The following is a 13,773-nucleotide window of genomic DNA, read 5'->3' on the forward strand; positions in this document are numbered from 1 at the left end:
CAGCGCCGTTTTTCATTGTTCAAACAATATCCGGCGTCACCCGGATCAGCATTGGCACGGGCGCATCAAAAGCGTCACGAACAGCGCTTTGCAGAGCCTCCAAATCGGCAGGTGCCGCTGAACGCGCACCATAAGCCTCGGCCAGTTTGCAGAAATCAGGATTGCGCGCGATCACCGCATTGGGAGCGATCTGGCTGCGCACCATGCTGTCCTCGATCTCTTTCAGTTTGCCGTTGTCCCAAAGGATGATCGGCAGCGATAGCCCAAGCTCAACCGCCGTTCCCAGTTCTTGCAGCGTGTACTGAAACCCATAGTCACCCGCGATCACCGCGGTCGGCTTGCCACGCCGCGCCACCGCACCGCCGATACCTGCCGGTAACGCGTATCCAAGCGTCCCGAACCCGGTCGGGTGATGCCAATGATAGGGATAGTTCATATCCCAGACCTCTTTGGCGACATAGGCGAACTGAGTCATGTCCGAATAGATCATCGTATCCGCTGGCATCGCAGCGCGCAGCGCGTCGATGACCGGGACAATCCCCGGTCGCTCGGCATCAATCTCGGCACGCCAGCGGGTGCGTGCCTCGGCCACTTCCTCGGGTGTCCAGCCGGTTGCAGGTTTCACATGATCCGTCGCCACCCACAAGGCATGGACAAAGCTCTCGGCATCAGCTTGCAGCTTGACCGTCGCCCGGTGGCGGTCGGTCAAAACCTCAGGGTCAAGATCGACGCGAACAAGCTGGGCGGAATGACCCAGATCAGTCCGCCATAGGTCCACCTCGCCCAGCTCAGCCCCGACCGCGACCACAAGATCAGCCGAAGCGATGATGTCGGCGCTGCTGGGCCGGGGCAGCATCGCGCCAAAGTCCAGCGTATAGCCGCTGCCGACAAGACCCCGCCCCGCATAGGTGGTGAAACACGCCGCCCCCAACCGGGTCAAAACCTGTCGCCACAGATTTGACCGCGCGCCGCCGCCCAGAATGAACAATGGACGCCGCGCAATGTTCAACAAGGACATGACCGGAGCAATATCCGGCGGCAGAACCTTGGTCCGCAACGTTGGCTGATTGGGAAAAGGCGCGGGGTCCGCTTCGGCCTCAAGCTGCGCGATCGGAACTTGTATGTGCTTTGGCCGTGGGCGCGATAATTCGAATTCGTCAAAAGCACGCTCGATCAAGCCATAAGCAGCTTGCGCGTCATTCGCCTGACAGGACCAGTCGGCCACGGTCTCTGCTGCAGCGCGCTGATCCTTCATCTGGTGCAACTGCCCGCGTTGCGCCTGCACCTCGTCCAAACAGGACGAAATCACCAGCACCGGAACCGAGTCGCTATAGGCCTGCCCCATCGGTGTCAGCGTGTTGCACAAGCCCGGCCCGGTGATGACATAGGCCACACCAGGCTTACCGGTGGCACGCGCATAGCCATCGGCCATGAACCCAGCGCCCTGCTCGTGCCGGGCCAGCACATGAGCGATCCCGGCCTCTTCGATACCCCGGTACATTTCCTGATTGTGAACGCCGGGGATACCAAAAATCACATCCACACCCCGATCCTTCAGCGCATGGGAAATCTGCGCTCCAAGGGGTCTTTTCATCAGCCTCTCCAGAACTGGGCAGTAAAGATGGCGTAAACGGCCAACAACTCCAGCCGCCCGACCAGCATTCCGATGGTCAGCAGCCACTTGGCCGTGTCGTTCAGTCCCGCAAAATTGCCGGATGGGCCAATCTGATCCCCCAGCCCCGGCCCGACATTCGCCAACGCGGTCGCAGCCCCCGAAACCGACGTGATGAAATCCAGGCCTGTCAACGCCAGCGCCCAGGACAGAACCCCCATCGAAAGAACGAAAAACATGAAAAAACTCATGACCGAGGTCAGAACATCGCGGCCAATCGGACGCCCGTCATAGGTGGGCATAAAGACGCCATGTGGCGTTCTGATCCGCCGGATCTGGGTCTTGATCGAGGCGATCAGCAACTGATAGCGGAAGATCTTGATCGAACAGGCAGTGGACCCTGCGCAACCGCCTATCAGACCGATCAGGAAAAAGACCATGATCGGGAACCCGCCCCAGTTCATATAGTCGACGCTGGCGTAACCCGTGCCCGAGATGATCGAGGTGATGTTAAACAGCGATTCCCTGAACGCCTGTTCCCAATGATGCGGAAAGACTGATGTCAGGAACACGGTCATGACAACCACCAGCACCAGAATGGTCGCCAGAAACGCCTTGATCTGACTGTCTTCGAACAACGAAGTGCTGTGGCCATTGGCAAGCTGCACATATCGCACAAACGGCAGCGCCGCGAGGATCATGAAAACCGACGCCGCATACTCCGCCGGGCCCGAGAAGGTGCCAAAAGACGCGTCGTAATTGGAAAACCCGCCCGTCGAGATCGTGGTGAACGCATGGACCACCGCGTCAAAGAACGTCATCCCAAGGCCTGCATAGACCAGCGCGCAGACAACGGTCAAAAAGACGTAAATCAGGGATATCTGCCCCGCAATCTCTTGTGCGCGCGGCAGGATTTTTCCCATGGTTTCAAACCCTTCCGAACGAAAGATCTGCATCCCGCCAACGCGCAGTTCCGGCAGGAACACCATGGCGACAACAATGATACCGATCCCGCCCAGCCATTGCAGCACCCCCCGCCACAGCAGCAGCCCGCGCGGCAGATCATCCAGCCCGGAAATCACAGTTGACCCGGTGGTGGTCAGGCCGGACATCGCCTCAAAATAAGCATCGACAAAGCGCAGTTCGGTCTCACCAAACAGGAACGGGATCGCGCCAAAGACCGGCAGTGCGACCCAGACGCCTGTGGTCAGCAAAAAGGTCTGCCGGATGGTCAGCCCCTCGCCCACACCGTTCGAGCAGCTCATCGCCAGAATGACGCCGGTCAGCATGGTGATGACTGCGCTTTCAAGGAATACGTGCCATTCCCCCCGGCCCTCGATCAGGTCCGCAAGCATAGGTAGCAGCATGGTCGCCCCTAGAATGGCGACCAGCAGGCCAATCACATATCCGACCGGGCGAAAGTCCATCATCCCGCGCAGGGTTGGCGCGGCAGCCCTACGGTGTCAAGCGGGTGAACCCGGATTAATCCTTGGTTTTGGCCGTTTGTGCAGGCATCGCGGGCGGTTTCGACGGCGCGCGGGTGCGACGCGGCGAAGCCTTGGGTTCGGCTTTGACCTCAACCGTTTTGCTTGCGCTGGCGGTCACAGGCTTGGCCACCGGGGCAGGCGCTGGTTTTGCGGGTTTGGCTGCCGGGGCCGCCGGTTTCGCAGCCGCAGATTTCGCGGCGGCAACAGCCTTGGCCGCAGGTGTTTTTGCCTTGGCCCGGGGCGGCGCGACAGGGGCCGCCTTGGCTGCAGGCGCGGGTTTGGCGACAGGTGCAACCACCTTGGCCAACACCTTCGCAGGTGACTTCGGTTTCTCGGGCGCGACCGCTTTGGGCTTTGCAACCGGCTTGGCCTTTGCTGCCGGCTTCGGACGAGGTTTTGCTGCGGGCTTGGCCTTTGCCTCGACGGCAACCGGCTTCGCCTTGGGTGCTGCCTTGCGCGGTGCGGGTTTCGGCTTTGCCTGCACCGGGGCCGGAGCCGCCGCCGCTACATGCAGCGCATGGGCGGGTGCCATAGGCAGTTCCATCGCTGATTTCGCCATGATCTGCATGATCTTCAGCTGGCTGGCCATTGCATACCCGGCCACCCGAAACGCAGCCGCCTGAAATTCAAGCTGTTGGGAAATGGGATTCATTGCATGTTTCTCCTAAAAATCAGTGCAGCGAACCAAGGAAAGCGCTGTGACCAGCCAAGGTCCCGGGCGATTTCACAGCGGCAAAGCTGCTGCATTCAGGGCCAGTCATACGCCAAAACGCTCGCGCGCGCAGCAATATACGCTGCAATGCGGCAAAAAGGCGCCTACAGTCTGCAAATGCACCTTATTTCAGCGCGTTCTTGGAAGAATTCAGCCGATGTGGAACAGCGTCTGGAACAACCGCGGATCAACGCTGGCACTTTCAAAGGTCGGCCCTTCGGTCAGAATCGAGATTGCGTCATGGCTGTGCAGGCTTTCCTGATGGCTGGCGATCACCCGATAGTCGCCAATGTGATGATCGGCCTGCAATTCAGCACAGAACAGGCGCACGGCGTCTTCGACAAAAATCGGGTTGGCAGCGTTCAGCTCTGCAAAGGCCTGCTCATCCTCGCGCTTGACCATCACTTGCGTTTCAGTCGGAACCGCGCGACGGCACAAAGCGATCAGGTCTTCGAACCACAGGCAATCCGCGTCACAATCGACCACAACCGAAATCCGCGCGACCGAGCGTTGCGAATGCGGCGTCGCCATTTGCCCGCGCGTGGCACGCGCATGTTCGCTTAGCTCCAGCGAACAGGGGCAGGTCGAGGAATAGACATAGTCCAGATGCATGATCTTCAGACGCTCACCGCCCCTCTCGACCAGTTCCAGCGCGATATCGTAATATTGATAGCCCGACAGGCCCGACCGCAGGCTTTCCACCCGGTCAGGGTAGGAAAACCGCATCTGAATGCGCGCGTCCAGACTGTCCAGATCGGTCATGTAATCGCTCAGCGCGGCTTCCATCACCTCAAAGCTGAACGTGCTTTCGGCGTGTTTATAGAAGGACCGCATGATCCGGGACATGTTGATGCCCTTCTTTTCAGCCTCAAGGCTGACAGACCCCGTGACCGAAGTTTCAAGCGTCAGATCATCCCCATCCTTGCGGTGAAACCGGATCGGCAGGCGGAAGTTTGAAATACCAACATGCTGGATTTGCTGTTTCGCCCCGCGGATCAGGCTGGACGGGCCGTTTTGCAGATCGGGCAAGGTCGCCTTATAGGCTGCATCAGCCTGAAATCCCTCGGGATAGTCGCGCGACAGGGCCGGATAGTTCGAAGGCATAAGCCCCGGCACCAGCTGCGCCACAGCCGGATCAAGCTGACTGATTTCGGCAGCCGAAGCGGTTTTCGCCCATTCGCGCAATACCTTCAACGCGGCGGCGGCCTGATCGTGATCGGGTGCGTCGTCAATATCGCGCGGGTGAATGTTCATTGGCACGGTCCCTTGCTAGGCCGACTTTTATATACGACCGAGGTTTAATTACCAGTCCGGAACGATACGCACGAAATAGCATCCCGGATTGAAATCAAAGGCGGAAAACCGTCACTTTCTGACCAAAAGCGCCCGATCAGGCGGCGCAATACCACCTGATCACATGTTCCAGCCCCGCGCTTATACCTGCGATGCAGCCAAAGCCTGCTGGATATCCGCCAGCAAATCATCCGCATCCTCAAGCCCGACCGACAGGCGAACAAGACCGGGGGTGATGCCCAACTCATCACGCTGCGCCTCGCTCAGCCGCTGATGGGTCGTGGTCGCAGGATGGGTTGCAATGGATTTCGCGTCCCCCAGATTGTTCGAGATCACAGGGATCGTCATCGCGTTCAGAAACGCAAAGGCCGCGTCTTTGCCGCCCTTGATATCCAACGACAAAACAGTACCGCCCTTGCCGCCCAACTGCGTTTGAACCAATGCGTTCTGGGCATGACTTTTCAGCCCCGGGAACATGATCCGCTCTAACGCGGCATGACTTTCCAGCGCCTCGGCAAGGGTCTGCGCCGTTGCCGCTTGCGCGTTCACCCGCAAGGCAATGGTCTCAAGACCTTTCAGCATGATCCAGGCGTTGAACGGGCTCAGTGCGCCACCCGTGTGCTTCAGATAAGGCTCAACGGTGCCACGAATGAACGCGCGCGTGCCGATGATGACGCCCCCCAATGCACGGCCCTGCCCGTCGATATGTTTGGTCGCCGAATAAACCACCACATCCGCGCCCTGTTCGATGGCGCGCGAAAACACCGGGGTCGAGAACACATTGTCGACCACAACCACAGCACCAACCGCATGGGCCAGCTTGGAAACGGCCTCGATATCAATGACTTCCAGCGTCGGGTTCGACATGGATTCGAAGAATACCGCCTTGGTATCCGGGCGCAGGGCGGCTTCCCACTGCGCCAGATCGGTGCCATCCACAAAGGTCACTTCGACGCCATAGCGGGTCAGGATGTTTTCCAGAATATACAGACACGAACCGAAAAGCGCCTTGGCCGAAACCACGTGGTCGCCAGCCTTCAACATGGATGCCAACGCGCCATTGACCGCTGCCATGCCGGATGCGGTGGCAAAGGCATCCTCGCCCCCTTCCAGCGCGGCAATACGCTGTTCAAACATCGAAACGGTGGGGTTGCCATAGCGGGCATAGATGAACTCATCCGGGCCGGATTCGATAAACCGGGCCTCGGCCTGTTCAGCGTTGTCATAGACAAAACCCTGGGTCAGAAAGATCGCTTCGCTGACCTCATTATACTGACTGCGGCGAATGCCACCATGGACGGCTTGGGTGCGCTTGTTCCAGCTCTTGCTCATCTTCATCCTTTCAGCCCTCGGGCAGAGGGCAAACAAAAAACCCCAGACGCGGCCAAGCGAAAGGGGTCTTTCATCCTGACCTTTTAGCGGTGTTGTTTAGCGTGGCCCGCAATCCGGTAACAAATCGCCACGTAGCTCTGCCCCGGCAATACGCCTCGGGCCGTTTGGCGTCAAGCCCGCCCTGCATGTCTGTCACGCTTTCGTAAGCGGCCCTTGCCGTTCCGGCAGAAACCCGCATGATCGCCTCAACATCAGGAGATACCATGATCGATCTTTATTTCTGGCCCACGCCAAACGGCTGGAAGGCCTCCATCGCTCTGGAAGAGATGGGGCTGCCCTATGCCACCCACCTGATCAACATCGGCAAGGGCGACCAGTTCGACCCCGAGTTTCTAAAAATCGCGCCCAACAACCGAATGCCAGCCATCGTCGACCCCGACGGCCCTGACGGCGCGCCGGTATCGGTGTTCGAAAGCGGTGCGATCCTGATGTATCTGGCCCGCAAGACCGGGCAGTTTTACGGCAAGACTGAACGCGACCGGATCGCCGTTGAGGAATGGCTGATGTGGCAGATGGGCGGCGTTGGTCCAATGGCTGGGCAAGCGCACCATTTCCTGAAATACGCCCCGAACCTGGAACCCCCGCAAGACCTTCCCTACCCCAAAGATCGCTACCGCACCGAGGTCGGGCGCTTGTATGGCGTTCTCGACCGGCGGCTGGCGCAGAACGAATACGTCGCGGGCGATTTCTATTCCATCGCCGATATATCGATCTGGGGCTGGGCCAGCCTGTGGGAAGGTCAGCAACAGGTGCTGCACGACAAGCCCCACTTTGCCCGCTGGCTCGAAACCGTCAGTGCCCGCCCCGGCGTTCAGGCCGGACGCGCATTACATGCTGATCTACGCGGTGACCACAGCAGCAAGCAGGCACAAGGTGTTCTATTCAAACGGTAAATCGGCTCCTCAGCGTTGTCCGACTGATTTCAGCCCCAAAAGGATAGCCGCGCCGATCATGAAGCCCCCGCCAATCCGTTCGATCCAAACCCGCGCCGTTCCCTTGAAACGAGACGCAATCCAGCTTGCGCTTGCCCCGTAGACAGACAGGAAGATGCCGTCCATCACGATATAGGTCACTGACAGAACCAAAAACTGCGGCCAGAATGCGCTGTCACCGGACAGGAATTGCGGAAACAGCGCAGCAAAGAACACGACAGCTTTGGGATTCGCGGCCGAGGTCAGAAAGCCCTGCATCCAAAGGCTCTGCAACGACACGACCCGAGGCGCGCTGACCGCAGCCGGATCATCGGGTTTCGCGCGCCGGATCATGCGAATGCCCAGCCAGATCAGATAGGCGACCCCGGCCCACTTGATCACCGCAAGCGCATTGCCCGAAGTCGCAACAAGCGCAGCCAGACCCAAACCCGCAGCCAACATCTGCAGCGCATTTGCAGTCAGATCGCCCGAAGCCGTTGCAAGCGCCCGCCGAAACCCATGGGTTCCGCTATTCGACAGCATAAGCAACTGACTCGGGCCGGGTGTGCTCATCAAAGCCAGCACCGTGACCACGTATAAGGTCCAGGTTTCAAGTGTCATGCGCTCACCTCCGTTTCTGCCGCGAACCTATCAACAAAGATGGGTATGCCAAAGTCTTTCAACGCGTCTACGACCCCCTCCATCCGTCAACGTCTTGGCAATCGAACCAACTGCGGCAAGCGACTGAAAAGGGTTTTGCTCAGGCGCGCAAGCAGCCCTGATTCCCGTTTGCCTGACCGCGCTCGGTCGGACTATGGTGCGCGCAGTTTAACCCGCCCGATCTTCGGGAATTGATGCCATCACAGGGCCCTCTCAATGACCAGTCTCCGCGCGGGGATTCAACGATCCATCGACCAGAACTTCTATTGGTGGTTCTTCGCCCTGCTCTTGCTGACGGCGCTGCTGAAATCGCTGCCATTTCTGCCCACTGGCCGGATCTGGGCCGAAGAGGGCGCGGATTTTCTAGCCGGGATATGCACGAAACCCACATTTGATGCGCTGACCTTTCTGTTCAACAACCATCTGGAAATCCTGACTAATTTCGGGGTCTACCTGACACGGTTTTTTGATCTGAGCGCTGCGCCCGCCGTCACCACCGGCTATTCGATCATCGTTCAAAGCCTGGCTCTGACCCTGATCGCCGTGAAACGGCACGATTTGGGACTTGCCAACTGGGCAGCGCTGGTTGTGATCCTCTGTGCGATGGGTATTTCACAATCGGTCGAGGTCTGGGCGAATACGATAAACCTTCACTTCTACGCCTTGCTCACCGCCGGGATCATTCTGGCCGTGCCCGCAACGGGCAGTGGTTGGATTGGCCTCAGTACCCTGCTGCTGGTGCTGGCCGGACTCAGCGGCGTCCCGGCCAACTTCCTGATGCCCGTATTCCTGCTGGCTGCCCTCGTCGAACGCTCCCCGGCGCGTTTTGCCCAGGCTGCAATCCTCGTCGCAACAACCGCGCTTCAGGCGGGGCTATTGCTGAACACAGGCTATGGTAATGAACGCGGCCTGCTGCCCCCCGTCGACATCATCACTTTTTCACTGCTATCGCAAAGCTTCTGGGGCCTTTTCTTCGGCTGGTTCGGCGGCTCGAACGCCGCGAGCATTTTTCGGGGGTTCTATTTCCACCCCTCGTTTCTATCAGGCCTCGGTGCCGCCCTGCTGATATTCGTCAGCATCTGGCTGATGCGTCTGGCCTTCCCGCTCGGCCCCTTGCGACAGATAAATGTGCAGGGGCTTGAATGGCGTCGCCTCAAACTGCTGATCGCTGGCGTGGTCGCTGCCTCGGCAACGGTCACTCTGGCGCTGGGTGACAAGATGATCCTGGTTTCGGCAGGACATAGCGGGCGATATTTCTTCGCACCAAGCCTACTGTTTGTGATCGCCTTTCTGTCCATAGATGACTGGAATCCCGTCAGGCGGGTCTTTCTTATCTGCCTTTGCGTCGCGTCGCTGGCTGGTGTTTCGCGACAATACAGCGGCCCGGACTGGACGGCAGCACTGGCCAGCGCCCGCCCGGACCCTGACCGGCAAACCCACCTGATCTTCGACATCTGGCCACCCGGCTGGACAATGTCCCTGCCCCTCACTTGCGTGGAAACCCTCGGCCCAAGTGCGGGAACAAAAACAGAATAGTCACCAGGAAAGCCCGGGCGCGACATTTCGGGTCGCAATTCCCACTGGAAACACGCAACGCCCTTCACTAATGAATATTCCGACAACGGAAAAAGGAAGACGCACGCAATGGCAAAGATCACCTATGTCGAGCATGGCGGTACCGAACATACAGTCGAGGTCGCCAACGGACTGACCGTCATGGAAGGGGCCCGCGACAACAACATTCCCGGCATCGAGGCCGATTGCGGCGGCGCCTGCGCCTGCTCGACCTGCCATGTCTACGTCCACCCCGACTGGGTCGAGAAAATCCCGGGCAAGGATGACATGGAAGAAGACATGCTGGACTTCGCCTATGAACCCGACCCCGCCCGCTCGCGCCTGACCTGCCAGATCAAGGTCACGGACGCACTGGACGGCCTCGTGGTGCAAATGCCGGAAAAACAGATCTGATGCTCACCAAAGCGCCGCGTCCCTGCGCCCACCTGTGGCATCGTCAGGCACGCGGCGCGCTTATGGCACTTTGCTTATGGATGGCTGGGGCTGGCGTTGCCTCGGCCGCCGACACGATCACATCGGCTCACTACAGTGATCCAACCACACGCTATGCACACGGCGTGCTGGGCGACGACATCGAATACGGCTCGCTGGTGATCACAGTAGACAACTCGGCGCTGCCAAAGGATTCGTACACCGATCAATTCGCCGAGATAGTCAAACCATTCTTCAAGGAAACGGTGATCACCATACGCCTATCCGAAGATCGTGTTTTCGAAGACCTCGAACCTCGATTGGTCGATATCGATCAAAACGGTACAACCGAAGTTATCGTTGTTGAATCGCAACAAGACACTGGCGCACAACTTGCCATCTACGACGCGCGCGGCGTCAAAATCGCCGCCACCCCCCATATCGGCACCCGCAACCGCTGGCTTGCCCCTGTCGGTGCCGCCGATCTCGACGGCGATGGCCAGATCGAGATCGCCTATATCGACCGCCCGCATCTTGCCAAAACCCTGCGCATCTGGCGCTATGAAAACCGAAAACTCACCGAAATCGCCACAATCCCCGGCCTGACCAATCACAAGATCGGAGAGGATTTCATCTCGGGCGGCATACGCACATGCGGCAAGCGCTCGGCCCTCGTCCTTGCAAGCGCAGACTGGTCCCGCGTTATCGGTGTTTTCTACAAAGACGGCTGGCAAACCAACGACCTCGGCCCGCTCAAGAATCGCGCAGACCTGATCACAGCCCTAAACTGCTGATCCGCCCTTCATCTGTCCAAAAATATCCCGGGGCGCGCGAGGGGCAGCGCCCCTCGCTCAAACAATAAAGCCGGGCGCAGCCCGACAATCAGATCAAAGCGCCCGCCAACCGATATCGCGGCGATAAAACCCATCGGGCCAGTCGATCCCATCGACAATCGCATAGACCCGGTCCCGCGCCTCCTGCAATGTCTCACCCCGCGCGGTGACGTTCAGAACCCGGCCCCCCGAGGCCACAACCTGCCCGTCCGCCGCCTTGGTTCCGGCATGAAACACCATGTTCGCGCTGTCTTCGGGCAACGCATCCAGCCCCCCAATAACCGATCCCTTCTCATACGCCCCGGGATAACCCTTCGCTGCCATGACCACCGTCATCGCATGATCTTCAGCCCAGTTCACCCGCGTCTCACTCAACCGCCCCTCGGCGGCGGCATGTATCAGGTCCATCACCTGTGCCCCAAGCCGCATCATCAGCACCTGACATTCGGGATCGCCGAACCGTACGTTGTATTCCACCAACCGAGGCCGCCCATCCTTGATCATCAGTCCGACATACAACACACCCTGAAACGGCATCCCGCGCCGCTTCATCTCGGCCATCGTGGGGCGCACGATTTCTTCCATCGCCTGCGCCTCGACCTCGGCGCTCAGCACCGGGGCCGGAGAGTAGGCCCCCATGCCGCCCGTATTCAGCCCGGTATCGCCCTCACCCACGCGCTTGTGGTCCTGCGCGGTGCCAATCGACAGGATCTCATCGCCATCACACAGCACGAACAAGGAGGCCTCCTCGCCCTCCATGAATTCCTCGATCACGACCTCGGCCCCTGCGCCGCCAAAGGCCCCGCCGAACATGTCGTCAATCGCCTCCAACGCGGTCGCTTCGTCCATCGCCACGATCACGCCCTTACCCGCGGCCAACCCATCGGCCTTGACCACGATCGGGGCACCCTGCGTCCGGATATACGCCTTCGCAGGCTCTGCCTCGGTGAACCGCGCATAAGCTGCAGTGGGGGCCTCTGCCGCATCGCAGATTTCCTTGGTGAAACTCTTCGATGCCTCCAACTGCGCGGCTGCCGCCGACGGTCCAAAGACCAGCACACCGGCCTCGCGCAACCGGTCCGCGACCCCGGCTGCCAAAGGCGCTTCGGGGCCAACGATCACAAAATCAATCGCGTTTTCCTCGGCAAAGCTGACCACCGCCCCACCGTCTTCGATATCCAACGCGGCGCAATCGGCGATCTGCGCAATCCCGGCATTGCCCGGAGCCACAATCAGACGGTCGCATTTGGGGTTCTGCATCACCGCCCAGGCCAGGCTGTGTTCGCGCCCACCGCTGCCGAGAATGAGGATATTCATGAAAGCTCTCCGATCTGCTTGGCCTCGCCTGCGCGGCGTTCTAAGCTGCGCAGACATTCGACACAAGGCGCTGAAATGTCCGACCTGCTTGACGACCCCATTCCCGGCCAGAACACCCCCGAATACACCGTCTCGGACATCTCGGGCGAGGTGAAGCGCACGCTCGAAGGCACCTTTGGCCGAATCCGCGTACGCGGTGAGGTCGGGCGCGTGTTCAAGGCCCGCTCTGGCCATCTCTACTACGACATCAAGGACGACCGGAACGTGCTGGCCTGCACCACGTGGAAAGGCCAGATCTCGGGCTTGTCCGTAGTCCCCGAAGAAGGGCTAGAGGTCGTCGTCACCGGTCGCCTGACCGCTTTCGGCGCGCAGTCCAAATACAACCTGAATGTTGATGAGGTCTCCGTCGCCGGACAAGGCGCGCTGATGGCGCTGCTGGAAAAACGCAAGAAACAACTGGAATCCGAAGGGCTGTTCGCGCCCGAGCGCAAGAAACCCCTGCCCTATCTGCCGCAGATCATCGGCGTCGTCACCTCGCCTTCGGGCGCTGTGATCCGGGATATCCTGCACCGCCTGCGCGACCGTTTCCCGCGCAAGGTGTTGATCTGGCCCGTCGCCGTGCAAGGCGCAAACTGCGCCCCCGAAGTCACCCGCGCCATCGAAGGCTTCAACCGGCTCACCCCGGGCGGAGCGCTGCCGCGCCCCGACCTGATCATCGTCGCCCGCGGCGGTGGGTCCATCGAAGACCTTTGGGGGTTCAACGAAGAAACCGTCGCCCGCGCCGCCGCCGCCTCGGACATACCGCTGATCTCGGCCGTAGGGCATGAAACGGACACAACTCTGATAGACTTTGTCTCGGACCGCCGCGCGCCGACACCCACCGCCGCCGCCGAACTGGCTGTACCCGTCCGCATGGAACTGCTGGCCTGGACCGGTGAACAAGGTGCGCGCCTGTCCCGCGCCGCCACCGACGCGGTGCAACGCCGGAGCCAGCGCCTGCGCGATCTGTCACGCGCCCTGCCGCGCGCCGACATGTTGTTGAGCACCCCCCGCCAACGCCTTGATCTTATTGCAGATCGACTAACACCGGCGCTGGAACGCGGCGTGCAGAACCGCAGATTGGCAGTGGTGAAACTCTCGGCCCATCTGCGCCCCGCGACCCTGCGCACCCTCGTCTCAAACCGGCAAGAAGCGGTGCGCAACCTGTCCTCACGCCTGTCCCTGCGCCCGATCCGGCGCGAGATCGAGGTGCAGCGCCAGACCCTCTCCCGGCTGGCCGATCGCATGAACACGGCCCAGACCACGCGGCTGGACCGGATGCGACAGCAACTCGATGCCACCGACCGCCTGCGCGAAACGCTCAGCTACAAGGCGACGCTGGAACGCGGCTATGCCGTCGTCCGTGCCGACGATCAGGTGGTGACGACGAAAAAGCAGGCCGAAAAACACGCCGCGCTTCAGATCGAGTTTGCCGACGGCGTGCTGAACACCGGCCAGACCGTGGCCGCGAGGCCCGCGCCAAAGAAAACCGTAAAGAAAGACACGCCCGATCAGGGATCGCTGTTCTGAC

At 60.2% G+C, this 13,773-nt stretch carries 12 protein-coding genes and 1 riboswitch; of the genes, 5 read left to right on the forward strand and 7 right to left on the reverse strand.

All coding sequences use genetic code 11. The features are described from left to right. Positions 1–19: 19 nt before the first annotated feature. The 5 genes from ACR0FG_RS07815 to metZ all read right to left on the reverse strand — a co-directional run bounded on the left by ACR0FG_RS07815 (position 20) and on the right by metZ (position 6,436). On the reverse strand, positions 20–1,594 hold the full coding sequence (locus tag ACR0FG_RS07815; protein ID WP_480891742.1) for a 5-guanidino-2-oxopentanoate decarboxylase: 1,575 nt from the start codon (positions 1,592–1,594) through the stop codon (positions 20–22). Then, a complete protein-coding gene (locus ACR0FG_RS07820) occupies positions 1,594–3,042 on the reverse strand; it encodes a TrkH family potassium uptake protein (RefSeq protein WP_170715930.1) in 1,449 nt (482 codons plus the stop codon). Before ACR0FG_RS07820 ends, ACR0FG_RS07815 begins: the two co-directional genes overlap by 1 nt. A gap of 52 nt (positions 3,043–3,094) precedes the next feature. Next, entirely contained in the window at positions 3,095–3,751 is a 657-nt protein-coding gene (locus ACR0FG_RS07825; RefSeq protein WP_480891744.1) for a hypothetical protein, read from the reverse strand. A 210-nt stretch (positions 3,752–3,961) separates the two neighbouring features. Further along, positions 3,962–5,065, reverse strand: coding sequence for a GTP cyclohydrolase FolE2 (gene folE2, locus ACR0FG_RS07830; RefSeq protein ID WP_480891746.1), 1,104 nt, complete (start codon positions 5,063–5,065; stop codon positions 3,962–3,964). 180 nt (positions 5,066–5,245) lie between these two features. Beyond that, positions 5,246–6,436 (reverse strand): O-succinylhomoserine sulfhydrylase, encoded by a 1,191-nt coding sequence (metZ, locus tag ACR0FG_RS07835; RefSeq protein ID WP_480891749.1) that lies wholly within the window; start codon positions 6,434–6,436, stop codon positions 5,246–5,248. A 63-nt stretch (positions 6,437–6,499) separates the two neighbouring features. Beyond that, a riboswitch (SAM riboswitch) is annotated at positions 6,500–6,577 on the reverse strand. A 122-nt stretch (positions 6,578–6,699) separates the two neighbouring features. On the opposite strand from metZ, the gene ACR0FG_RS07840 reads away from it, so the two are divergent. Then, positions 6,700–7,389: a glutathione S-transferase N-terminal domain-containing protein gene (locus tag ACR0FG_RS07840; protein WP_480891752.1), complete on the forward strand. Its 690-nt coding sequence runs from the start codon at positions 6,700–6,702 to the stop codon at positions 7,387–7,389. Between the two features lie 9 nt (positions 7,390–7,398). Here the strand turns inward: ACR0FG_RS07840 and ACR0FG_RS07845 are convergent, their stop codons facing one another. Further along, positions 7,399–8,028, reverse strand: a complete 630-nt coding sequence (locus ACR0FG_RS07845; RefSeq protein ID WP_480891755.1) for a LysE family translocator — start codon at positions 8,026–8,028, stop codon at positions 7,399–7,401. A gap of 255 nt (positions 8,029–8,283) precedes the next feature. On the opposite strand from ACR0FG_RS07845, the gene ACR0FG_RS07850 reads away from it, so the two are divergent. From ACR0FG_RS07850 to ACR0FG_RS07860, 3 genes are all read left to right on the forward strand, one after another. After that, entirely contained in the window at positions 8,284–9,603 is a 1,320-nt protein-coding gene (locus ACR0FG_RS07850) for a hypothetical protein (RefSeq protein WP_480891757.1), read from the forward strand. Between the two features lie 108 nt (positions 9,604–9,711). Next, complete coding sequence (locus ACR0FG_RS07855) at positions 9,712–10,035, forward strand: 2Fe-2S iron-sulfur cluster-binding protein (protein WP_170715918.1); 324 nt, start codon at positions 9,712–9,714, stop codon at positions 10,033–10,035. Beyond that, positions 10,035–10,847: an FG-GAP repeat domain-containing protein gene (locus ACR0FG_RS07860; RefSeq protein ID WP_480891760.1), complete on the forward strand. Its 813-nt coding sequence runs from the start codon at positions 10,035–10,037 to the stop codon at positions 10,845–10,847. Before ACR0FG_RS07855 ends, ACR0FG_RS07860 begins: the two co-directional genes overlap by 1 nt. Before the next feature lie 93 nt (positions 10,848–10,940). On the opposite strand, the gene purD is transcribed toward ACR0FG_RS07860, so the two are convergent. Next, entirely contained in the window at positions 10,941–12,203 is a 1,263-nt protein-coding gene (purD, locus tag ACR0FG_RS07865; protein ID WP_480891762.1) for a phosphoribosylamine--glycine ligase, read from the reverse strand. Positions 12,204–12,278: 75 nt separating this feature from the next. On the opposite strand from purD, the gene xseA reads away from it, so the two are divergent. Continuing rightward, positions 12,279–13,772: an exodeoxyribonuclease VII large subunit gene (gene xseA, locus ACR0FG_RS07870; RefSeq protein WP_480891765.1), complete on the forward strand. Its 1,494-nt coding sequence runs from the start codon at positions 12,279–12,281 to the stop codon at positions 13,770–13,772. Position 13,773: the final 1 nt, after the last annotated feature.

This window comes from Ruegeria sp. E1 (assembly GCF_056534225.1).

What these genes read in the sequence shown, in the direction of transcription:
- ACR0FG_RS07815 (WP_480891742.1), bottom strand. Translation starts at nt 1,594, where the DNA reads ATGAAAAGACCCCTTGGAGCGCAGATTTCCCATGCGCTGAAGGATCGG.
- ACR0FG_RS07820 (WP_170715930.1), bottom strand. Translation starts at nt 3,042, where the DNA reads ATGATGGACTTTCGCCCGGTCGGATATGTGATTGGCCTGCTGGTCGCC.
- ACR0FG_RS07825 (WP_480891744.1), bottom strand. Translation starts at nt 3,751, where the DNA reads ATGAATCCCATTTCCCAACAGCTTGAATTTCAGGCGGCTGCGTTTCGG.
- folE2 (WP_480891746.1), bottom strand. Translation starts at nt 5,065, where the DNA reads ATGAACATTCACCCGCGCGATATTGACGACGCACCCGATCACGATCAG.
- metZ (WP_480891749.1), bottom strand. Translation starts at nt 6,436, where the DNA reads ATGAGCAAGAGCTGGAACAAGCGCACCCAAGCCGTCCATGGTGGCATT.
- ACR0FG_RS07840 (WP_480891752.1), top strand. Translation starts at nt 6,700, where the DNA reads ATGATCGATCTTTATTTCTGGCCCACGCCAAACGGCTGGAAGGCCTCC.
- ACR0FG_RS07845 (WP_480891755.1), bottom strand. Translation starts at nt 8,028, where the DNA reads ATGACACTTGAAACCTGGACCTTATACGTGGTCACGGTGCTGGCTTTG.
- ACR0FG_RS07850 (WP_480891757.1), top strand. Translation starts at nt 8,284, where the DNA reads ATGACCAGTCTCCGCGCGGGGATTCAACGATCCATCGACCAGAACTTC.
- ACR0FG_RS07855 (WP_170715918.1), top strand. Translation starts at nt 9,712, where the DNA reads ATGGCAAAGATCACCTATGTCGAGCATGGCGGTACCGAACATACAGTC.
- ACR0FG_RS07860 (WP_480891760.1), top strand. Translation starts at nt 10,035, where the DNA reads ATGCTCACCAAAGCGCCGCGTCCCTGCGCCCACCTGTGGCATCGTCAG.
- purD (WP_480891762.1), bottom strand. Translation starts at nt 12,203, where the DNA reads ATGAATATCCTCATTCTCGGCAGCGGTGGGCGCGAACACAGCCTGGCC.
- xseA (WP_480891765.1), top strand. Translation starts at nt 12,279, where the DNA reads ATGTCCGACCTGCTTGACGACCCCATTCCCGGCCAGAACACCCCCGAA.